Below are 21,858 nucleotides of genomic sequence, written 5' to 3'. Positions count from 1 at the left end.
GACGCATCACATGGCGAACTACACCGTTGCGGACATCCAGGCGCTCCGCGAGCGCACGGGTGCCGGCATGCTCGACGTCAAGAAGGCGCTCGACGAGGCTGACGGCAACGTCGACAAGGCCGTCGAGATCCTTCGCGTGAAGGGCCTCAAGGGCGTCACCAAGCGTGAGGGCCGCTCGGCCTCCGAGGGCCTCGTCCTCGCGTCCATCACGGACGTCGACGGCGGCCAGGTCGGCACGCTGCTCGAGCTCAACTCCGAGACCGACTTCGTCGCGAAGAACGAGAAGTTCATCGCCCTCGCGGAGAAGGTCCTGGGCGCGGTCGTTGCGGCAGGCGCCTCGAACGCCGAGGAGGCCCTCGCGGCCGACCTCGACGGCGAGTCGGTCAAGGACGTCATCGACGCCAACGCCGGCGTGCTCGGCGAGAAGATCGTCCTGCGTCGCGTGGCGCGCGTCGAGGCCCCGGTCGTGACCGAGTACCTCCACCGCACCAACAAGGACCTCCCGGCTCAGGTCGGCGTCCTCGTCGGCACCGACGCCTCGGCCGCCTCGGTCGCCAAGGACGTCGCGATGCACACCGCCGCCTACTCGCCCGCGTACCTCACCCGTGAGGACGCCCCCGAGGAGACCGTCGCCAACGAGCGTCGCGTCGCCGAGGAGGTCTCGCGCGCCGAGGGCAAGCCGGAGGCCGCGCTGCCGAAGATCATCGAGGGCCGCCTCAACGGCTGGTTCAAGGAGAACGTCCTGCTCGAGCAGGCCTTCGCCAAGGACCCCAAGACCACGGTCGGCAAGGTCGTCGCGGAGACGGGTGGCGACGTGGTCGCCTTCGCCCGCTTCCGTGTGGGAGCCTAAGCCTCGAGGCATCAGCACCACCCCATAAACGAGCAAGGCGCGGCGCGCCGTCAGGAGGCATTCCTTGTCCGAGACCAGCGATCTGATCCCAGGCAAGGAGGCCCCGGCGGCGCGCCGCGTGCTTCTCAAGCTCTCCGGTGAGATGTTCGGCGGAGGCCAGCTCGGCCTCGATCCCGACGTCGTGAGCCGCGTCGCCCGCGAGATCGCCGATGCGGTCCGTCAGGGCGTGCAGGTCGCCGTCGTCGTCGGCGGTGGCAACTTCTTCCGCGGCGCGGAGCTGTCCGAGCGTGGCATGGAGCGGTCGCGCGCCGACTACATGGGCATGCTCGGCACCGTGATGAACGCGCTCGCGCTTCAGGACTTCCTCGAGCAGGCGGGCGTCACCACCCGCGTGCAGACCGCGATCACCATGGGCCAGGTGGCGGAGTCGTACCTGCCGCTGCGGGCGATCCGTCACATGGAGAAGGGCCGCGTCGTCATCTTCGGCGCCGGCGCCGGCATGCCATACTTCTCGACCGACACCGTGTCGCTCCAGCGCGCGCTCGAGACCCGCTGCTCCGAGGTGCTCATGGGCAAGAACGGCGTCGACGCGGTCTACACCGCGGACCCGCGCAAGGACCCCGACGCCGAGCGCCTCGAGTCCGTCACCTACGCGGAGGCGCTGCAGAAGCGCCTCGCGGTGATGGACGCCGCCGCGTTCTCGCTGGCGATGGACAACCGCATGCCCATGCAGGTGTTCGGTCTCGACACGCCTGGAAATGTGACTCGTGCCCTGCTCGGTGAGAGAATCGGAACCCTGGTGACGGCCTGACGCCGCACCGTAAGGAGACAAGCGTGACTGAGATGATCCTCCTCGAGGCCGAGGAGAACATGGACAACGCGGTGGACGTCGCGAAGGACAACTTCGCGAAGATCCGCACCGGCCAGGCCAGCTCCGCGATGTTCGCGAGCATCGCCGTCGACTACTACGGCGCGCCCACGCCGCTGCAGCAGCTCGCGTCCATCAACGTGACCGAGGCCCGGACCGTGGTGATCGCCCCGTACGACGCCAGCGCGAAGAAGGAGATCGAGACCGCGCTGCGGAACTCGGACCTGGGCGTCAACCCCTCCGACGACGGCACCGTGCTGCGGGTGGTGCTCCCGCAGCTCACGGAGGAGCGCCGCCGCGACTACGTCAAGCTCGCCAAGACCAAGGCCGAGGAGTCCCGCGTCACGATCCGCAACATGCGCCGCAAGGCCAAGGACGCGATCGACGCGGGCGTCAAGGACGGCGACTTCGGCGAGGACGAGGGCCAGCGTGCCGAGAAGGAGCTCGACGCGCTCACCAAGAAGCACGTCGACGCCATCGATGCTCTCCTCTCGCACAAGGAGAGCGAGCTGCTCGCGGTCTGATGCCTGACGCGACCGCGCGACAGGGCGTCTCATGAGGTGGGGGCGCCGCCAGCAGGCGGACCCCGGCACCTCGGAGCGCCCCGACACGCAGGGGCGCGGCGTCTTCGCGCCCGTGCACCCCGGCGACGCCGCCCGACCGGACGCGCCCTCGGCCTGGCCTCCCGGCCTGCCCGAGGGCGAGGAGGAGCTGCCCGGCCCCGCCGACGCCGCGGTCGAGCACGGGCCCGCGACGGCACCGGAGCCTCACGCCGCCGAGCAGGTGGCACGGGCGGTCGCGGAGGCCGAGTCGATCGCCGTGCCCCACACCGCGGGGGAGGACGATGCGGTGGACCCGGTGGACGTCAGCGTCCCCCTGGGGGACGTGGTCCCGGCACCCACCTCGCGCGCAGGCCGCAACCTGGGCCTCGCGAGCGCCGTGGGCGTCGTCCTCGCCGTGGGCGCGCTGGTCGCCGCGTGGTGGCATCCGCTCGCGTTCGCCGTCGCGATCTACGGCTTCTGCGCCGCCGCGGTGGTCGAGTGGCGCAACGCCCTGGCGCGCCACGGCATGCACGTCTCGCTCACCCCGGTCCTCATGGCGACCGTGGGCATGGGCGTCGCGACCTGGTTCGGCGGCCGGGAGGGCCTCGTGGTCGCGCTGCTCGTCGCCAGCGCGGGCGTCACGGCCTGGCGCATCGTCGACGACCGCGTCGAGAACACCCTGTCCGACTCGCTCGTCGGCATCCTCACCCTCACCTGGATCCCGTTCCTCGCGTCCTTCATGCTCCTCATGGAGATGGCGGACGACGGCTGGAAGCGGATCCTCATCGTCATCGCCGCCGTGGTCCTCAACGACACGTTCGCCCTGTTCACCGGCATGCTCTTCGGACGGCGCCCGCTCGCCCCGCGCGTGAGCCCCAAGAAGACGTGGGAGGGCGCGATCGGCGGCGCCGTGTTCGGCATCGCGGGTGCGGCGATCTTCGCGCTCGTGCTGCTCGACGGCCGGTGGTGGGTCGGCGCCGCGGTGGGTGCCGCCGCGGTCGTCGCGGCGGTGCTCGGCGACCTCGCCGAGTCCGTCCTCAAGCGCGACCTGTCCGTCAAGGACATGTCCAGCGCCATCCCGGGTCACGGCGGCGTGCTCGACCGCCTCGACTCCATGCTCCCGGCGGCCGCGGTCGCCTACATCGTCTTCGCTCTGCTCCTGGGGACCTCATGACGCTTCCGACCCTGCCCATGCTCGCGCCCCGCCGGGGCAAGCCGCCGCGTCACTTCGCGGACCTCGACCCCGCGGAGCGCGTCGACGCCCTGAAGCAGCTGGGCCAGCCGGCGTTCCGTGCGAAGCAGCTCGCGACGCACTATTACGACCACCTGACGGTGGACCCCGAGGACATGACGGACCTGCCCGCGACCGCGCGCGACACCCTCACCACCGAGCTGTTCCCGCCGCTGCTCACACACGTCACCCAGCTGTCCGCGGACGAGGGCGCGACCGTCAAGACGCTGTGGAACCTCATCGACAACGCCAAGGTCGAGTCGGTGCTGATGAAGTACCCCGAGCGCGCGACCCTGTGCGTCACCAGCCAGGCCGGCTGCGGCATGGCGTGCCCGTTCTGCGCGACCGGGCAGATGGGCCTCACCCGCAACCTGTCCGCCGGCGAGATCATCGAGCAGGTCCGCCTCGCCGCCAAGCAGGCGCGCGACGGCGAGCTCGGCGGCGATCCGGTGCGCCTGTCGAACGTGGTGTTCATGGGCATGGGGGAGCCGCTCGCCAACTACGGCGCCGTGATGACCGCGGTGCGCGCGCTCACCAGCCCACCGCCCGAGGGCTTCGGCCTGTCCGCGCGCCATGTCACCGTCTCGACGGTGGGGCTGGTCACCGGCATCGACCGGCTGGCAGGGGAGGGCATCCCCGTCACCCTCGCGCTTAGCCTCCACGCGCCGGACGACGAGCTGCGCGACACCCTGGTGCCCATCAACGCCCGCTGGAAGGTCGACGAGGCGCTCGACGCGGCACGCCGCTACTTCGACGCCACCGGCCGTCGCGTGTCGATCGAGTACGCGCTCATCCGCGACATCAACGACCACGCGCACCGCGCCGAGCTGCTGGCGAAGAAGCTCAACGCCCGCGGCGACGGCTGGGTCCACGTCAACCCGATCCCGCTCAATCCGACGCCGGGCTCGAAGTGGACGGCCTCGGACCCGAAGGTCGAGCAGGAGTTCGTGCGCATCCTCCGCATGCACGGGATTCCCACCACCATCAGGGATACTCGTGGCAGCGATATCGACGGCGCGTGCGGCCAGCTGGCCATCAAGGAGAGGTGATGACTGCCCTGTTCCCTAAGGTGGGCTCGCTGAAGCTCGGTTACCACCCGACCCAGGTCGACGAGTTCTTCGACCAGGCGCGTGCCGCGTACGAGCGCCCGGGCCAGCCCGACGGCGCGCTCGTGTCGAACGACGTGCGGCGCACGGCGTTCGACCTCAAGCACGGCGGGTACGACACGGGCGCCGTCGACGCGGCGCTCGACCGGCTCGAGGCGGCGTTCATCGGGCGGCAGCGCGAGTCCTACGTGCGCACCAACGGCCAGGACGCGTGGATGGCCGACCTCGCGCAGCGGGCGCAGACCCTGTACCCGCGCCTGCGCCGGCCGGCGGGCGAGCGCTTCGCCCACCCGTCCGCCGTCGGGACCGGCTACCGCGCGACCGACGTCGACGACCTGCTCACGCGCATCACCGCCTTCTTCGACCGCGGCGCACCGCTCACCGCCGACGAGGTCCGCGGCGCGACCTTCCGCACCGCGATCGGCGGCCGGGCCTACGACGAGGGCACCGTGGACGCGTTCCTCGCGCGCATGGTCGACATCCTGCTCGGCGTCTCCGAGGGATGACCCGCACCGTCTCCCTGCTGGGGTCGACCGGTTCGATCGGCACCCAGGCGCTCGACGTCGTCGCGCGGCACCCCGACCGCCTCGAGGTGGTCGCGCTCGCCGCCGGAGGATCCGACCCGGGTGCGATCGTCGCCCAGGCGCGCGCGCATCGTCCGCGCTACGTGGCCGTCGCACGCGAGTCCGTCGCCGCCGAGATCGCCGACGCCCTCCCGGGCATCGAGGTCAGGGGAGGGGACGATGCTGTGGTCGAGGCCGCACGCATCGGCGCCGACGTGGTGCTCAACGGGATGACGGGCTCGGTGGGCCTGCGGCCCACCCTCGCGGCCCTCGAGTCCGGCTCGACCCTCGCGCTCGCCAACAAGGAGTCGTTGGTCGCCGGCGGCGCCCTGGTGCTCGCGGCGAAGCGGCGTGACGACCAGATCGTGCCCGTCGACTCCGAGCACTCCGCACTCGCCCAGTCGCTGCGTTCCGGCGCTCACGGCGAGGTGCGCCGCCTGGTGGTCACCGCCTCGGGCGGCGCGTTCCGCGGACGCTCGCGCGCGTCGCTCGCCCGCGTCACGCCCGCGGACGCGCTCGCGCACCCGAACTGGGAGATGGGCCCCGTGGTCACCATCAACTCCGCGTCGATGGTCAACAAGGCGCTCGAGGTGGCCGAGGCGCACCTGCTGTTCGGCATCGCGATGGACCGCATCGACGTGGTGGTGCACCCGCAGTCGATCGTGCACTCGATGGTGGAGTTCGTCGACGGCGCCACCATCGCCCAGGCCTCCCCGCCGGACATGCGGCTGCCGATCGCGCTCGGCCTGAGCTGGCCCGACCGGCTCGCGGACGTCGCCCCGCGGCTCGACTGGACCCACGCGCAGTCGTGGACGTTCGAGCCGCTCGACGAGGAGGCGTTCCCCGCGATCCGCCTCATGCGCGACGCGGTCGCGGCCTCGCCGCTGCACCCGGCGGTGTTCAACGCCGCCAACGAGGAGTGCGTGCAGGCGTTCGTCGACGGCGAGCTGCCGTTCCTCGGGATCGTCGACACCGTCCGGCGCGTTGTCGCGGAGTACAGCGCCCCCGCCGAGGTCAGCCTCGAGCAGGTCGACCGGGCGGAGACGTGGGCGCGTGGCCGGGCGCGGGGCGCGATCGCGGAAGTGAGAAGGTAGGAGACATGGCTGAGGTGATCGGGTGGCTCGTGCTGCTCGTCGGGCTGCTGGTCTCGATCGCGCTGCACGAGCTGGGGCACATGATCCCCGCCAAGCGCTTCGGCGTGCGGGTGAGCGAGTACTTCGTCGGCTTCGGGCCCACGCTGTGGTCGCGCCGCGGCAAGGAGACCGAGTACGGCGTCAAGGCGATCCCGCTCGGCGGCTACGTCAAGCTCGTCGGCATGATCCCGCCCGCGGAGGCGGTCAAGCCCGTGCGCGGCACCGGACGCATCGCCCGGCTCATCGCGGACACCCGCGAGGCCTCCGTCGAGGAGATCCAGCCGGGCGAGGACCACCGGGCGTTCTACCACCTCACGTGGTGGCGCAAGGCGATCGTGATGTTCGGCGGGCCGGCGGTCAACCTGGTGCTCGCGATCCTCATCTTCACCGGCGTCCTCTTCCTCGTCGGCACCCCCGGCCATGCGACGCTCACGGTCGCCCAGGTCACGCCGTGCGTGCCCGCCGCGGGCGCGGTCGACTGCGCCGCGGGCGATCCGGCGTCCCCCGCGTCCGAGTCGGGCCTGCAGGCGGGCGACACCGTCACGGCCGTCGACGGCACCCCGATGACCGACTGGGAGACCTTCACCGACTACGTCGCCGACCGCCCGGGCGAGGAGGTGGTCCTCACCGTGGACCGCGCGGGCGAGACCCTCGACGTGGCGCTCACACCCGCGCTGCGCGAGCGCACCGTGTACGACGAGGACGGCGCGGTCGTGACCGACGCCGCCGGCGATCCCGTCACCGAGGAGGTCGGCTACATGGGCATCGCGCCCACGACCGAGACGCAGCGTCAGGGGATCGGCGCCGGACTCGAGTACACCGGCTACGTGCTCGACGCCACGGCCGGCGTGATCATCCACCTGCCCGAGAACGTGTACCACGTGGCCCGCGCCTCGGTGGGGCTCGAGGAGCGCACCACGGATTCCGTCATGGGGCTCGTGGGCGTGGGCCGCGTCGCCGGCGAGATCTCGAGCGCGGACCTCGACGGCTACGGCGTGGGCGACAAGGTCGCCGACATGCTGATGCTGCTCGGCAGCCTCAACCTCGCGCTGTTCGCCTTCAACATGATCCCGCTGGTCCCGCTCGACGGCGGGCACATCGCCTCCGCCTTCTGGCAGGGCATCAAGAACGGGTGGGCGCGCGTGCGCGGACTGCCCCGGCCCGCCCCCGTGGACGTGGCCCGCATGATGCCCCTCGCCTACGGCGTCTTCGCCCTGCTTCTTGTCATGGGCGTCATCCTCATCTACGCGGACATCGTCGCGCCCGTCAGCGTGGTGTGACGGCCGGGCCGCAACAACCTTGGGAGATACTGACAACGTGACAGCCATCGGACTCGGCATGCCCGCGATGCCCGCACCCGTGATCTCGCCCCGCCGGAAGACGCGCAAGATCAAGGTGGGCGACCTCTACGTGGGCGGCGACGCACCCGTCAGCGTGCAGTCGATGACCACCACCAAGACGCACGACATCAACGCCACGCTCCAGCAGATCGCGGAGCTCACGGCCGCGGGCTGCGACATCGTGCGCGTCGCGTGCCCCACGCAGGACGACGCCGACGCGCTGCCGGCGATCGCGACGAAGTCCAACATCCCCGTGATCGCGGACATCCACTTCCAGCCCAAGTACGTGTTCGCCGCGATCGAGGCCGGTTGCGCCGCGGTGCGCGTCAACCCGGGCAACATCAAGAAGTTCGACGACCAGGTCAAGGAGATCGCGCAGGCCGCGAAGGACCACGGCACGTCGATCCGGATCGGCGTGAACGCGGGCTCGCTCGACAAGCGCCTGCTCGAGAAGTACGGCAAGCCCACCCCGGAGGCGCTCGTCGAGTCCGCCGTGTGGGAGGCGAGCCTGTTCGAGGAGCACGGGTTCCACGACTTCAAGATCTCCGTCAAGCACAACGACCCGGTGGTCATGGTGCGCGCCTACGAGATGCTGAGCGAGCGCGGCGACTGGCCGCTGCACCTCGGCGTCACCGAGGCCGGCCCCGCCTTCCAGGGCACCATCAAGTCCGCCACCGCGTTCGGCGCGCTGCTCAGCCAGGGCATCGGCGACACCATCCGGGTGTCCCTGTCCGCGCCTCCCGTCGAGGAGGTCAAGGTGGGCATCCAGATCCTCCAGGCGCTCAACCTGCGTCCCCGCAAGCTCGAGATCGTCTCGTGCCCGTCCTGCGGACGAGCGCAGGTGGACGTCTACGAGCTCGCGGAGAAGGTGACCGCCGGACTCGAGGGCATGGAGGTGCCGCTGCGCGTCGCCGTCATGGGCTGCGTCGTCAACGGCCCCGGCGAGGCGCGCGAGGCGGACCTCGGCGTGGCGTCCGGCAACGGCAAGGGCCAGATCTTCGTCAAGGGCGAGGTCATCAAGACCGTGCCCGAGCGCGACATCGTCGAGACCCTGATCGAGGAGGCGATGAAGATCGCCGAGACCATGGAGCCCGTCGAGGGCGCGAGCCCCGAGGTGATCGCGGCGTCATGACGGACTCGCTGCTCAGGCGCGCCCAGCACTCGCTGGCGCCCCTGCAGCGGCGTGACCTCGACGCCGCCCTCGCGCTGGCGATGGCGGATCCGGTCGCCCACGTGGTGCCGATCATGCACCTGGAGACCGCCCGCGCGTCGGGCGTCATGCCCGGCTCGCTGTGGGCCGTGCGCAGGCGGGTCGGCCTGCACTCCGCTCTCGTGGGTCTCGTGTGGAACGGCGCCAACCTGTCCGCGGTGCTGCCCGAGGACGACGTCGAGGATGCCGAGACGCTCCGCGCCGAGGTGGCCGCCGCCGCCGCGCGGCTCACGCGACCCGCCGCGCTGGTGGGTCCGGCCGGCGTCACCCTTGACCTGTGGGGCCGGCTCGAGCCGTGGTGGGGCCCCGCGCGCGAGGTGCGCGCGCGTCAGGTGTCCATGGCGATCGACCACGAGCCCACCCGCGTGCCCGGCGTCGACGGCGCCGGGCTCGACCTCGAGGCGGTGCGCCGGTCCTCGCTCGACGACTACGACCTGCTGCTTCCCGCGTGCGTGCACATGTTCATCGGCGAGGTCGGCTACGACCCCATGCGCCATGGCCGCGCGGGCTACGAGGAGCGGCTTCGCTCCCTGGTCCGCGCCGGCCGCTCCTACCTGCAGATGGGCACGGTCGACGGGCGTCGGCAGGTGGTGTTCAAGGCCGAGGTCGGCGCGCTCGGCGGGGGAGTGGCGCAGCTCCAGGGCGTCTGGGTCCACCCCGACCTGCGTGGTCGCGGCCTCGCTCGCGCCGGCCTGGGCGCGGTGATCGACGCCGCGCGGTCGCAGCTCGCCCCCACGGTGAGCCTCTACGTCAACGACTTCAACCCCGTTGCCATCCGCGCGTACGACGCGGTCGGCTTCAGCCGGGTGGGCACCTTCGCGACCGTGATGTTCTGAAACCTGCGGGGAGGGGCGACCGCCGCATCGTCCCCATAGCATTGCCTGCATACAAGAAAAATCGGAAAAAGCGTGCCAAACGGCGCGAAGCGGAGTATGTTCCCAATCATCCGCACCGGAGCACGGCGTCGAGGCCGCGCTCCCGATCCATGTGCGGGTCGCATGACTGGGGGAACAGAAATGCATCAGAGGGGGAACCGGCTGCGCTCTCGCGCCGCCATCGGGACGCTGGCGGGGGCCGTGATGCTCGCGACCAGCCTGATCGCGGCGCCGGCAGGGGCCGCCACGGACGACCCGCGCGTGGACACCGTCTACGAGTTCGCGGACGACCAGTACACGGATCCGGGCGGACACCTCAACCTGCAGACCAGGTCGATCGCGGAGATGGGCGACCGCATCGCTCTCGCGGGCGAGGCCCGCACGCTCGACACCGTCCAGGTGACGCTCCAGAGCTTCGCGTGCCAGAGCGGCACCTGGAACAACGAGAACTGCACCACCACCTCCGGGGCGACGTTCAGCCACCCGATCACGGTCAACATCTACGCGGTCGCGGCGGGCGGCTCGGTGGGCGCGAAGCTTGCCACGCTCACCCGCCAGGTCAACGTCCGTTACCGCCCGAGCGCGCAGCCGGGTACCTGCGTGGACAACCCCGACACCGAGGTGTTCATCGAGTCCGCGTGGTGGTACGACGCGGCCAGGGGACGATGCGTCGCGAACTACGTGCAGACGGTCACCTTCGACCTCCACAACCAGGGCGTGGTGCTGCCCGACCAGGTGATCGCGACCGTGAAGTTCCCCACCAGCCGGTTCGGCTCGGGCCTCGCGATCGGCGGTCCGTACGACAGCCTCGACGTGTCGCTCGCTGACGCGGCGCCCACCACGGGCACCAACGTCGATCAGGGCATCATGTACTTCGACTCGAGCGACGACATGAACTTCCCGTCGCCGGATGAGGAGCCCGAGCTCGGGGTCCTCAAGGCCGCGAGCGGCTGGCAGCAGGACAACAACTACTACCGGACGCCGCTCATCACCGTCACCGCGACGCCGCAGACCGCCCGCGTGCTTCCCGCGACCTTCGTCGGCGGCTTCGAGCAGGGCACGTCGGCGGGGCTCGGGCTGGTGACCAGGGTGAACGACGGGACGCTCGCCTCCGCGGGCTGCTGGTACGCCGAGGCGCCCGTCACCAACTACGGCACGCACAACACCACCGGCACGGTGACCATGGCGTACGGCGGCTACGCGACGGAGTTCCCGTCGGGCGGCTACACCGCGTCGGCCGACTTCTACCTCGACGCGGACGCGGCCCCCGGCCAGTTCACGTGGGCGCATGGCGTCAACGGCACCGACGGGGCGCTGCAGCGGAGCTTCATGTTCTACGCGGGTGCGGACGGTTCCGGGACGTGGACAATCGGGACGGGGACGACCGCAGCGCAGTCGTCGCCGTACCGCAGCAACTACGGCGCCAACCCGCTCTACCTCGACGAGTCCGGCTGGTACACGTTGCGGCACAAGGTGTACGCGCAGGGCGGGCTGCTCTATGCGGACCTGTCGGTCCTGTCCGACTCGGGCACCGTGCTGAAGACGTGGACGCTCGGCGGCAACGCGGGGGACCTCGTCCCGACGCTCGTGGGGGGCAACCGGTACGGGTGGCTGATCAACAACTCGTACGCGGGCCTGCGGATGGACAACGTGGTGCTCGGCGCTCCTCGTCCCACCGACGGCTGCGTGCAGGCGTTCACCACGGCGCCCCGACCCGTCATCAAGGGCTCGGCGCAGGCGGGCAAGACGCTCCGCGCCGTCACGGGCGCCTGGGCGCCGGAGCCCGAGTCCTTCGCCTACCAGTGGCTGCGGAACGGCGTGCCGATCGCGGGCGAGACGGGCAGGACGTACACGGTGACGCCCCAGGACCGCGGCAAGAAGCTGCGGGTCGAGGTGACCGCGTCGCGCGCCACCTACACGGACCGCACCGTCAAGTCGGCCACGCTCTACGTGCCGAAGGTCTGGGCCACCCCCGACCGCCCGGCGCTGAAGGGCACGATGGTGGTGGGCAGGACGATCTGGACGGCGACGCCCGCGTGGTCGCCCAAGCCGGACAAGATCGCCTACCAGTGGGTGCGTGACGGCAGGCCCATCGTCGGCGCGAAGTCCAGGACCTACGTGCTGCGCGAGGCCGACAGCGGCCACGTGGTCAAGGTGCGGATCATCGCCTCGAAGGACGGCTACCTCAAGTCCTCGGTCTACTCGCAGGCGCGACGGATCGGATAGGTGCACGGTCGAGGGCCGTCGCCGGGGTGACCCGGCGGCGGCCCTCGCGCATGCGGCGAGGCGACCGGCGCATCGTCCGCCCGCGGCACCAGGGCGCGCGGGTCCTCACGACGCGGCGGTGAGCAGGCACGATGCTTCCGGTCGGGCGTACCTTTGTGCACTAGCATGCGGGCACGGGCGTGGACGCCCGTGATGCCTGAGGGGGTTCCATGCTCAGCCGGATGATGCTGGCGCGCGCGGTCAGCGCGGCGTGCGCAGCGCTGATGATCACCGGGATCGCGGTGACGCCCGCGAACGCCGAGGACGCCGATCCGACCGGGTCCGTCGTGGCCTCGCTGACCTCCTGGGCCGACGGGTCCGTCGCGACAGGGGGGTGCGTCGAGGCGTTCGATTCCGCCGGCACGTCGGTCGGGGCCGACTGCGTGGGCGCCGCCGGTCGGTACACCGTCGGCGGGCTGATCGACGGCGACTATCGGCTCAAGTTCACCGGCTTCGGCACGGCTCCGACCCAGTACTACGACAGCGCGTCGACGCTTGCGGCCGCCTCCCCCGTCGCGGTCGTCGGGGGTGGCGTCACGTCGCTGGAGTACGCGCTGCTGGCCAAGCGGTCGGTGAGCGGCACGGTGCGCGACTCCGATGGCGCTCCTATCGCCGGTGCGAAGGTCTCGCTGAGATCGGGGACCTTCCTCACCGCGGCGCTCTCGGTACTGACCGGCCCGGACGGGCGCTACGTGCTCCAGCGTCCGGCCTCGGGGAGCTACCTGCTGACCTTCGCCAAGGCCGGATTCGGCTCGATCTCGTGGCCGGACAAGCCCGTCACGCTGGGCCAGCGGCTCGGGACCACCACGGCATCGGTGATGCGCGCCGATGCCACGCTGACCGCCGCGGGGACCATCGCGGGGACGATCGAGCCGCCGCCAGGAACGGTGGCCGACGGGGCCAACGCGTGCGTGCTCCTGTACGACTACGCGGGCCAGCAGTCTGTCGTCGCCGCTCGCTGCGGCACCGCCGGCAGCACGTTCCGTTTCGCAAACCTGCGCGCCGGCGGCTACCTGCTGTGCGTCAAGCCCGCGCCGGCATCCCGGCCCTGCGAAGCCTCCCAGGAAGGGTGGTACGGCGGCAGCTTCAGCATGGGAACGAATGAACCCGAGCGCGTCGACGTCGCCTCGGGTGCGACCACTCGCGTCACCTTCGCATGGGGTGGCACCGTGGAGATGGCGGTCACGCTCGACAACGGCGCGCCCCTCGACGGGGGCTGCCTGGCCTCCTCGACTCTCGCCAAGCGCGGTGCGACCACCGACTGCGCAGCGGCCGACGGCGTGTTCACGTTCCGGGTCGATCGCGACATCGACGCGCGCGGAGCGGCGTTCTCGCTGACCGGCGCACGGAACGCGGGGGACATGTCGATCGAGCGCCGGGTCCGCGTCGCCGCGGGAGCCACGGTCGCCTACACCATGGTGGCGCCGGCGAGAGGCGCCTCCTCGGTGACGGTATCGGTCACCCGTGCAGACGATCGCCCGATCACCCAGGGCTGCGTCTACGCGGTGCTTCACGGCCCCGCCGTGGTCGACAAGGCGAGCGACTGCTCGCTCGGCGCGGACGGTGCGGCGTCATTCCGCGGTCTGCCTGCCGGACGGTACACGTTCGAGGCGCGAGGCGTCTCGGGTTCGTACGACGTGGTGGCCTATCCCGCCGCCGTCAACGGCGCCGAGGGGACGTCGGTGGTGCTCTCGGGCAGCGATCACCATGAGTTGGCGATGGTGGTCCCCACGACGCAGGCGCTGACCGGCACGGTGACCGACGCCGGGGGGACGCCCGTCGAGGGCGCGACCGTGGTGCGCGCGAACTCGTCCGGAATCCTGTCGTCGACCACGACGGGAGCCGACGGAACCTACCGGTTCGTCGCGCCGGTGGCGGCCGCGAAGGTCGGGGTGCTCGGAGCCGCCGGCTACGGAGCGCAGTGGATCACGTCACCTGGCCTCGCACCGGAGGCGCGGTCGCTGTACAGCCGCGGCACGGTCGTGCTCGGACCGGGCAACGGCGAGGTCATCGACGGCGCCGACATCGTCGTCGCGCCTGCGTACGGCATCACGGGAACCATCGCGGTGCCCGACACGCTACCCGTCGACGAGGCGTGCGTGATGGCGCTCGACCAGACGGCACCGATCGAGCTCGCGCGCGACTGCGGCGGCGTCGGAGACGCCTTCGACCTCTCCGGGCTCGCCGCCGGCTCCTACCGCCTCTGCGTGGCGGCCGAGCCGGCGCCGGGCGGGTGCTTCGACCCCGACTCGCCGGGGGTGATCTTCGGCGGGCCGGCGCCTGTGAGCGTCCAGGTCATCGACGCCGTGGTGGTCGCCCCCCTCGCGTTCGGCGGGACCATCGCGGTCACCGCGTTCACCCGGAGCACGCTCGACCGGATTCAAGTGACCGAGGGCTGCATCGACCTGACGGCGTCGGACGAGGTCCTCGCGACCACGTGCACCAGCGTGGACGGTGTCTTCTGGTTCCGGTTCGGACACGACCTGCCGCGCGGCCTCTGGCTCACGCTTCGGGACGCGCCTGGCGTGCTCGATGGCACGACGGCGACGCAGGACGTGCTGGCGGGCTCGGCGAACGTCGGGGTGTTCCTGGTCGACCCGTGGCCCACGATCACCGGGACGATCACCAGGCCCGCCGGGAGGGATGACCTCACCGTCTGCGCCATGGCGGTCGAGGGCGGCACGACCGCGGCACACCAGTGCGTGGAACCTGGACGCTCGTCGTACGAGCTCAGCGTCGACCCTGGTCACTATCGCGTCCAGTTCTACTCCGAGGGACCTGGCGCCGCCTACCAGTGGTACGCGGGCCGGGGGAAGACCACCGGCCTGAGGTCGAAGGCGGTCACGATCCAGGCGACCCGGGGAACCTTCGAGCTGGACGCGACCCTGAAGCCCGAAGCGACGATCAGGGGACGGGTCACCGCGTCGTCCGGCGATCCCGCGGCTGGCGCGCGGGTCATCGCGTACGACGCCGATGGCCGTGCCGCGCAGGCGACCGACGCGGGCGACGACGGCTCCTACACGATCGACAGCCTGCCCGCGGGCACCTACACGATGCTGGTGACCGGCGTGACGGCGCAGGCGTCGGAATGGTTCGCCGGCTCGCCGACCCGTGAACGGGCGACACCGATCACGGTTGCCACGGGCGGCACGGCTCGCGCCGACGTGCGGATGCGCGCCGCCGGAGCGTTGCGCGTCACCGTGGAGGGAGGTGGAGGTCCAGGGGAAGGCGGCTGCGTCGAGATCTACACCACCCGGGTCGAGCGCGTCGCAGCATCCTGCGCGACGACCGACGGTGCGTACTCCTTCGACGATCTGGCGCCGGGCAGGTACCTGATCCTCGCGACGGGCTTCGACGGGCTCGGGGATGGCTGGGCGCCTGGAGAGGCGGGTGTGTCGTCGGCGACGCCGATCGTGGTGGTGGCCGGCGCGACCGCCGCACCACGCATCGTCCTCACACCTGAGTCGACCATCGCGGGGCGCGTCACGGGAGCGGGGAGCTACCAGCTCGAGGGTGCCGTGGCTTCGCTCTACACGCGCGCCGGGGATCTCGTCGCTGAGACAGCGGTCGGTTCGACAGGCAGGTACGCGTTCTCGCATGTCGCGTCCGGTGCCTATCGCGTCCGCATCGCGCTCGGCGCGGCGCTCGGCGGGTGGGTACGTCCGAGCGATGCGGTCACGCCTCGGGTCATCACGGTGCCCACCGCGACCGGCTCGCGCGCGGTGACCGACGCGAACCGCGCATTCACCTCCTCGCAGGTGAAGTACGGCTCGGCGTTCCGCGGCACGCTGAACGTCCCGAAGAGCTTCCGGGGGTCGACGGTGTGCGCGGTGGCGCTGAGGTCGGCCTCGACGGTCGAGTCCGCCTTCTGCGGCCCCCACGGCTCGCCGTTCGACCTCGAGACCACCCACGCCTTCGTGGACGTGCGCATGGTCCTGACGGACGGCTACGTCACCACGTCCGCGGCGTGGCAGGCCTTCAAGGGACGCACCGCGTGGGTCGGTGGAGCGACCAGCTACGCGACGAGCCCGGTGTTCGAGGCGTCCTCGCGCAAGGCGTTCTACGTTCCTGTCTACTTCTTCACGGACGTGACGTTCCACGATCCCGCGTGGTCGGCGATCTCGTGGGTCGCCGATGCGGGAATCGCCACTCCGTTCGGGGACGGGTCGTTCCGACCGTCCGCCACCGTGAACCGGGGCGCGATGGCGCAGTACCTCTACCGCCTCGCAGGCAGCCCGGACGTGGTCCTCCCGACCGCCTCGCCGTACTCGGACGTGAGCGTCACGGACCGGCGCTACCGCGCGATCGTGTGGATGCGGCAGGCCGGCGTCGTCGGCGGCCGCCGGTACCGCGCAGACGACGTGATGACGCGGGCGGACACGCTCACGTTCCTCTATCGGCTCGCCGGCTCCCCGGGGTTCGCCCCGCCCGCGCGCTCGCCCTACAGCGACGTCTCCACGATCCACGGCGCGTACACGGCGATCACCTGGGCGAGGGCGAGGAGGATCCTCACGGCACCCGCGGGCAGCGCCTTCAAGCCGCGCGCCGCGCTCACGCGCGCGACCATGGCGCAGTGCCTGCTGCAGTGGGCGGGGGAGTACGGGGGCTGACGCGCCGAGCGCCCCTGGCACCGGCGATGCCCGGCCGAGTCTCGCGTCCCGTGCGGCCGCCCGGTCGTGCGCCCGGCGACCCGCGCATCGTCCGCCGTCCGTGGCCGATACCCTTGGTCCCATGCTTCGCATGTCCACTCTCTTCCTGCGCACCCTGCGCGAGGACCCCGCCGACGCCGAGGTCGCGTCGCACAAGCTGCTCGTCCGTGCCGGCTACATCCGGCGCGCCGCGCCCGGCATCTACACCTGGCTTCCGCTGGGGCTGAAGGTGCTCGCGAAGGTCGAGGCGATCGTGCGCGAGGAGATGGACGCCGCCGGCGGCCAGGAGGTCCACTTCCCGGCGCTGCTGCCGCGCGAGCCCTACGAGGCCACCCACCGGTGGACCGAGTACGGCCCCAACCTGTTCCGCCTCCAGGACCGCAAGGGCGGCGACTACCTGCTCGCGCCCACGCACGAGGAGATGTTCACGCTGCTGGTGAAGGACCTGTACAGCAGCTACAAGGACCTGCCGCTCACCATCTACCAGATCCAGACCAAGTACCGCGACGAGGCGCGTCCCCGTGCGGGCCTGCTGCGCGGCCGCGAGTTCATCATGAAGGACTCGTACAGCTTCGACGTCACCGACGAGGGTCTCGACGCGTCCTACGCGGCGCAGCGCGCGGCCTACGTGCGGATCTTCGAACGGCTCGGGATCGAGTACGTGATCGTGCAGGCGCAGTCCGGCGCCATGGGCGGCTCGCGGTCCGAGGAGTTCCTCTCGCCCACCGAGGTGGGGGAGGACACGTTCGTGCGGTCGCCCGGCGGCTACGCGGCCAACGTGGAGGCCGTCACCACGCCCGTGCCCGACGCCCTGCCCTGGGACGAGGCCCCCGCAGCCCACGTCGAGGACACCCCCGACACCCCGACCATCGACACGCTGGTGGCCGCCGCGAACGCCGCGCACCCGCGCGCCGACCGCGAGTGGACCGCAGCGGACACCCTCAAGAACGTGGTGCTCGCGCTCACGTCGCCCACCGGGGAGCGCTCGCTGCTCGTCGTCGGCGTGCCCGGCGACCGCGACGCGGACATGACGCGCCTCGAGGCCGCCCTCTCGCCGTTCGGCGTCGAGGCCGCCAACGAGGAGGACTTCGCCAAGCACCCGCAGCTGACCAAGGGATACATCGGCCCCGGCGCGCTCGGCCCGCAGGCCCGCCCCGAGGGCGTCGCCCGCGGCGACGAGCAGGACGCCGCGATCCCGTACCTGGTCGACCCGCGCATCGTCCCCGGCACCCGCTGGATCACCGGCGCGGACGTCCACGGCAAGCACGTCTTCGAGCTCACCATGGGCCGCGACTTCACGGCCGACGGCACCATCGAGGCCGCGAGCGTGCGCGCCGGCGACCCCGCCCCCGACGGCTCGGGCCCGCTCGAGCTCGCGCGCGGCGTCGAGATCGGCCACATCTTCCAGCTGGGTCGCAAGTACGCCGAGGCGCTCGACCTGCGCGTGCTCGACGAGAACGGCAAGCAGCAGGTGGTCACGATGGGCTCCTACGGCATCGGCGTCACGCGCGCCGTCGCGCTGCTCGCCGAGAACAACCACGACGAGCTGGGCCTGTCCTGGCCCGTCCAGGTCGCGCCGTACCACGTGCACGTGGTCGCGACCGGCAAGGACGACGCGGTGTTCGAGGCGTCCGCGAGGCTCGCGGGGGAGCTCGAGGCCGCCGGCATCGAGGTCTGCTACGACGACCGCTTCAAGGTCTCGCCCGGCGTCAAGTTCAAGGACGCCGAGCTGCTGGGCGCGCCGTTCATCCTGGTGGTGGGGCGCGGCCTCGCCGAGGGCACCGTCGAGCTGAAGGTCCGCGCGGCGGGCACCAGCGAGGCGCTGCCGGTGGACGATGCGGCGGCCGCCGTGATCGCCCGCGTCCGGCAGGCGCTGGCCGGCTGAGCACCCCACGCCGCGAGCGCTGATCCACACGGAGCCGGTCCCCCGGGGGCCGGCTCCGTGCATGTTTGCGGTCACATCGGAGGGTTCGTGTGGAGGAGCGGCAGACCCGTGTGGATCAGCGACCGCCGGTGGGTCAGGAGGCGGCGGTGACGCCCGGCAGTGCCGGGAGCGACGCGAGGTCGAAGCCTCGCAGCGACGCCGCCTGCATCCACGCGTCGTACGCGCCGTCGAGGATCCACGGCACGTCGACGGCGTCCGCGCCGTCGATCAGCGCGGCGTAGGTCTCCGCGATCTCGGTCTCGACGGCGCGTTCGGTCGCGGCGCGGGCGTTCCGCGTGGCCGTGCCGGACGGCGGCACGTCGTAGAGGCCGTCACGGTCGTCCTCGACTCCGGGCAGCGCGACCAGCGCGGCCGCGCGCGCCTCATGCAACCGCGAGCGGGTCAGCGCGCGCTCCCGCTCGCCGCCGGTCGCTCGCGCCGCGGCGACCTCGTACGCGAAGGAGGCGCGGTCATGCGTGACCGCGAGCGCGGCGAGCACGGCGGGGTCGACCGCGCTCGACTCCGCCGGCGTCCAGGTGCCCGCATCGTCGTCCCCGCTCGCGGGTACGGCGGGCATCGCGCGCTCGGCCGGGGCCTCGCCCGCGACGGCGGGCGCGTCGGACACGAGCGCGTGCGACAGCGCGATCGACCGCAGGAGCGCGGCGAGGGAGGGGTCGTCCTCGGCGGCCGCGTCGGCGGCCTCGAGCGCGCCGTCGATCGCGTCCGCGACGGCGGCATCGAATGTCGGCGCGGGGGCGACGGACACGGTGGCGGAGGGCGTCGGGGACGGGGTCGCGACGTACACCCCGCCGAGCGCCTCGAGCCGCTCCGGGGCGAGCACGGCCTCGACCGCGCCAGACTCCGACGCGTCGGCCACGTCGATGACGGTCTGCTCGCGGATCGCGGCCTCGTCCCGCAGCACCACGGTGGGCGTGGGCGTGCGCCGCTCGATCGGCGGCGTCTCGAGCCTCCATGAGCATCCGGAGACCGCGACCGCCAGGATGCCTGCGGTGATGGCGAGGCCGAGCGCGCGGGAGGGACGGGACGGCATGGGCGCCATCATGACATGCCCCTGCGAGGGTCCTAGAATATGGGTCGACCGAACTTCAGAAACGGAGCGCGTGCCGCGCGTGGGAGGCGATGCCATGGACATCTCGAGCCGCATCATCGAGCTTGCCGCGCCGGCGGCGGAGGCCGCGGGGCTGGTCCTCGACGGGGTGGACGTCACGGCCGCGGGCAAGCGCTCGCGGGTGCTCGTCACCGTCGACCTGCCCGAGGACGAGGTGGGCAGCGCCGACCTCGACCGCGTCGCAGAGGCCTCCCGCCTGATCGGCGCCGCGCTCGACGAGGCGAACGTGCCCTCCACGCCGTACGTCCTCGAGGTCTCGACCCCCGGAACCGACCGTGTCCTCACGGAGCGCCGCCACTTCATGCGCGCCCGCACGAGGCTGGTCGACCTGCGGCTCGCGGACGGCTCCCTCACGGGACGCCTCACGGCCCTCGACGACGATGAGCTCGTGCTCGACGTCGACGGCGAGGAGCGCCGGCTCCCGCTCGCGCAGGTGACGGACGGTCGCATCGTCGTGGAGCTCAAGAGGCTGGGAGAGTAGTAGGACATGGACATCGACATGCAGGCCCTGCGGGGCCTCGAGCGCGAGAAGGACATCCGTCTGGACGTGCTGGTCGACGCGATCGAGCAGGCGCTCGTCTCGGCGTATCACAAGACCCCGGGCGCGTACCGTCACGCCCGCGCCCACCTCGACCGGGTCACCGGCAAGGTGACCATCCTCGCCCGCGAGGACGGCGAGGAGGGCCAGGACCCCGCGGACCTGCCCGAGTTCGACCACACCCCGGCGGACTTCGGTCGCATCGCGACGTCCACCGCGCGTCAGGTGATCTTCCAGCGCCTGCGACAGGCGGGGGACGATGCCGTGCTCGGCGAGTACGCCGGCCGCGAGGGCCACCTGGTGTCGGGCGTGATCCAGCAGTCCTCCGACCCTAAGAACGTGCATGTCGACCTCGGCGACGTCGAGGCGATCCTGCCGCCGCACGAGCAGGTCCCCACCGAGGTGTACGTGCATGGGGAGCGCCTCAAGGGCTTCGTGCTGGACATCTCGCGCGGCGCGAAGGGTCCGTCCATCACGCTGTCGCGCACCCACCCCGGCCTGGTCCGCAAGCTGTTCGAGCTCGAGGTGCCCGAGATCGCCGACGGCACCGTCGAGATCATGAGCCTGGCGCGCGAGGCCGGCCACCGCACCAAGATCGCGGTGCGCGCGACCGTGCCCGGCGTGAACGCCAAGGGCGCGTGCATCGGCCCGATGGGCTCCCGCGTGCGCGCCGTCATGAGCGAACTGCGCGGCGAGAAGATCGACATCATCGACTGGGACGACGACCCGGCGACGTTCGTGGGCAACGCGCTGTCGCCCTCGCGCGTCGTGTCGGTGGCCGTCGTCGACGAGGAGGCGCGCGCCGCGCGCGTCGTCGTGCCCGACTTCCACCTGTCGCTCGCGATCGGCAAGGAGGGCCAGAACGCCCGCCTCGCCGCCCGCCTCACGGGGTGGCGCATCGACATCCGATCGGACGAGCAGCCCGACGTGCCCGGGCGAGCCGGATCCGGGCGCTGACGGGGATCCGCTAGACTAGTGGAGCCGAGAGACCCGTCTCGTGACGTCGGCGCCCCCGCCACCGCTCCTCAGGAACCGGTGCGGACGTGCGTCGGATGCAGGGGTCGGGCGTCTCGGTCGGTCCTTGTGCGGGTGGCGTGCGTGGATGGCCGTGCGGTCGTCGACGAGCGTCGCAGCCTGCCGGGACGGGGAGCCTGGTTGCACCCCGGTCCGGAGTGCCTCGCGCAGGCGCTGAGACGGAGGGCCCTGCCCCGCGCGCTGCGCGTGGCGGAGCTGGACGTCTCCGGCCTCGCGGTCGGCTAGCGTGGACCGTGCCCACCATCGAATCAGACGGGATGAAAGCCCATGGCCCAGCGATGAGCATCTCACGATGAGCACCCAGCCGTAACGATGGCTCGACCCTGTCTTGGGCGAGCCGAGACAGGAGAGAAGTGGCAAAGCCCCGCGTTCACGAGATCGCGAAGGAGCTCGGAGTCTCGAGCAAGGACCTGATCACCAAGCTCAACGAGCTCGGCGAATACGTCAAGGGTCCGTCCTCCACCCTGGAGGCCCCCGTGGTGCGGAAGGCCCGTGAGGCCTTCCCCGCGGCGACCTCCGGCGCCCCCGCCGCGGCGGCGCCGAGCAAGCCCGCCGCCAAGCCGGCGGCGAAGCCCGGCGCACCCAAGCCCGGCCCCAAGC

General features: G+C 71.8%; 18 protein-coding genes. 17 read left to right on the top strand and 1 reads right to left on the bottom strand.

Going from position 1 to position 21,858, the window contains the following annotated elements:
* Positions 1 to 10 precede the first annotated feature (10 nt).
* From tsf to AOM01_RS00025, 13 genes are all read left to right on the top strand, one after another.
* Positions 11 to 850, top strand: a complete 840-nt coding sequence (tsf, locus tag AOM01_RS00085; RefSeq protein ID WP_062287226.1) for a translation elongation factor Ts — start codon at positions 11 to 13, stop codon at positions 848 to 850.
* 64 nt (positions 851 to 914) lie between these two features.
* A complete protein-coding gene (pyrH, locus tag AOM01_RS00080; protein WP_062287223.1) occupies positions 915 to 1,661 on the top strand; it encodes a UMP kinase in 747 nt (248 codons plus the stop codon).
* A 32-nt stretch (positions 1,662 to 1,693) separates the two neighbouring features.
* The gene (frr, locus tag AOM01_RS00075) at positions 1,694 to 2,242 is read left to right on the top strand and encodes a ribosome recycling factor (protein ID WP_439645088.1); all 549 of its coding nucleotides are present in this window, start codon (positions 1,694 to 1,696) and stop codon (positions 2,240 to 2,242) included.
* A 31-nt stretch (positions 2,243 to 2,273) separates the two neighbouring features.
* Positions 2,274 to 3,434 (top strand): phosphatidate cytidylyltransferase, encoded by a 1,161-nt coding sequence (locus tag AOM01_RS00070; protein WP_062287217.1) that lies wholly within the window; start codon positions 2,274 to 2,276, stop codon positions 3,432 to 3,434.
* On the top strand, positions 3,431 to 4,540 hold the full coding sequence (gene rlmN / locus AOM01_RS00065; protein WP_062287214.1) for a dual-specificity RNA methyltransferase RlmN: 1,110 nt from the start codon (positions 3,431 to 3,433) through the stop codon (positions 4,538 to 4,540). The genes AOM01_RS00070 and rlmN overlap by 4 nt, the downstream gene beginning before the upstream one ends.
* Positions 4,540 to 5,103, top strand: coding sequence for a DivIVA domain-containing protein (locus AOM01_RS00060; RefSeq protein WP_062287211.1), 564 nt, complete (start codon positions 4,540 to 4,542; stop codon positions 5,101 to 5,103). Before rlmN ends, AOM01_RS00060 begins: the two co-directional genes overlap by 1 nt.
* Complete coding sequence (gene dxr, locus AOM01_RS00055) at positions 5,100 to 6,254, top strand: 1-deoxy-D-xylulose-5-phosphate reductoisomerase (protein ID WP_062287208.1); 1,155 nt, start codon at positions 5,100 to 5,102, stop codon at positions 6,252 to 6,254. Before AOM01_RS00060 ends, dxr begins: the two co-directional genes overlap by 4 nt.
* A gap of 5 nt (positions 6,255 to 6,259) precedes the next feature.
* On the top strand, positions 6,260 to 7,573 hold the full coding sequence (locus tag AOM01_RS00050; protein ID WP_062287202.1) for a M50 family metallopeptidase: 1,314 nt from the start codon (positions 6,260 to 6,262) through the stop codon (positions 7,571 to 7,573).
* A gap of 37 nt (positions 7,574 to 7,610) precedes the next feature.
* Positions 7,611 to 8,765, top strand: coding sequence for a flavodoxin-dependent (E)-4-hydroxy-3-methylbut-2-enyl-diphosphate synthase (gene ispG, locus AOM01_RS00045; protein WP_228374160.1), 1,155 nt, complete (start codon positions 7,611 to 7,613; stop codon positions 8,763 to 8,765).
* Positions 8,762 to 9,679 (top strand): GNAT family N-acetyltransferase, encoded by a 918-nt coding sequence (locus AOM01_RS00040; protein ID WP_062287195.1) that lies wholly within the window; start codon positions 8,762 to 8,764, stop codon positions 9,677 to 9,679. Before ispG ends, AOM01_RS00040 begins: the two co-directional genes overlap by 4 nt.
* Positions 9,680 to 9,859: 180 nt before the next feature.
* The gene (locus AOM01_RS00035; RefSeq protein WP_062287192.1) at positions 9,860 to 11,944 is read left to right on the top strand and encodes a hypothetical protein; all 2,085 of its coding nucleotides are present in this window, start codon (positions 9,860 to 9,862) and stop codon (positions 11,942 to 11,944) included.
* A 209-nt stretch (positions 11,945 to 12,153) separates the two neighbouring features.
* On the top strand, positions 12,154 to 16,593 hold the full coding sequence (locus AOM01_RS00030) for a carboxypeptidase regulatory-like domain-containing protein (protein ID WP_062287189.1): 4,440 nt from the start codon (positions 12,154 to 12,156) through the stop codon (positions 16,591 to 16,593).
* A 130-nt stretch (positions 16,594 to 16,723) separates the two neighbouring features.
* Complete coding sequence (locus AOM01_RS00025) at positions 16,724 to 18,517, top strand: proline--tRNA ligase (RefSeq protein WP_062288510.1); 1,794 nt, start codon at positions 16,724 to 16,726, stop codon at positions 18,515 to 18,517.
* 133 nt (positions 18,518 to 18,650) lie between these two features.
* Here AOM01_RS00025 and AOM01_RS14280 read toward each other — a convergent pair whose 3' ends face one another.
* A complete protein-coding gene (locus tag AOM01_RS14280) occupies positions 18,651 to 19,607 on the bottom strand; it encodes a DUF4439 domain-containing protein (RefSeq protein WP_062287186.1) in 957 nt (318 codons plus the stop codon).
* A 94-nt stretch (positions 19,608 to 19,701) separates the two neighbouring features.
* Here AOM01_RS14280 and rimP point away from each other — a divergent pair, with 94 nt between their 5' ends.
* The 4 genes from rimP to AOM01_RS00005 all read left to right on the top strand — a co-directional run.
* Positions 19,702 to 20,166, top strand: a complete 465-nt coding sequence (gene rimP / locus AOM01_RS14530; RefSeq protein WP_062288502.1) for a ribosome maturation factor RimP — start codon at positions 19,702 to 19,704, stop codon at positions 20,164 to 20,166.
* 6 nt (positions 20,167 to 20,172) lie between these two features.
* Entirely contained in the window at positions 20,173 to 21,180 is a 1,008-nt protein-coding gene (nusA, locus tag AOM01_RS00010) for a transcription termination factor NusA (protein ID WP_062287183.1), read from the top strand.
* Between the two features lie 141 nt (positions 21,181 to 21,321).
* On the top strand, positions 21,322 to 21,483 hold the full coding sequence (locus AOM01_RS14045; RefSeq protein WP_267127722.1) for a DUF448 domain-containing protein: 162 nt from the start codon (positions 21,322 to 21,324) through the stop codon (positions 21,481 to 21,483).
* Between the two features lie 128 nt (positions 21,484 to 21,611).
* The coding region (locus tag AOM01_RS00005) for a translation initiation factor IF-2 N-terminal domain-containing protein (RefSeq protein WP_156155755.1) at positions 21,612 to 21,858 on the top strand (247 nt) is incomplete at its 3' end.

Source organism: Demequina phytophila (assembly GCF_000971135.1).
In the GTDB taxonomy this organism is placed as follows: domain Bacteria; phylum Actinomycetota; class Actinomycetes; order Actinomycetales; family Demequinaceae; genus Demequina; species Demequina phytophila.
Note: the sequence above shows the minus strand (reverse complement) of the source record. Positions and strands in the feature narration are given on the sequence as shown.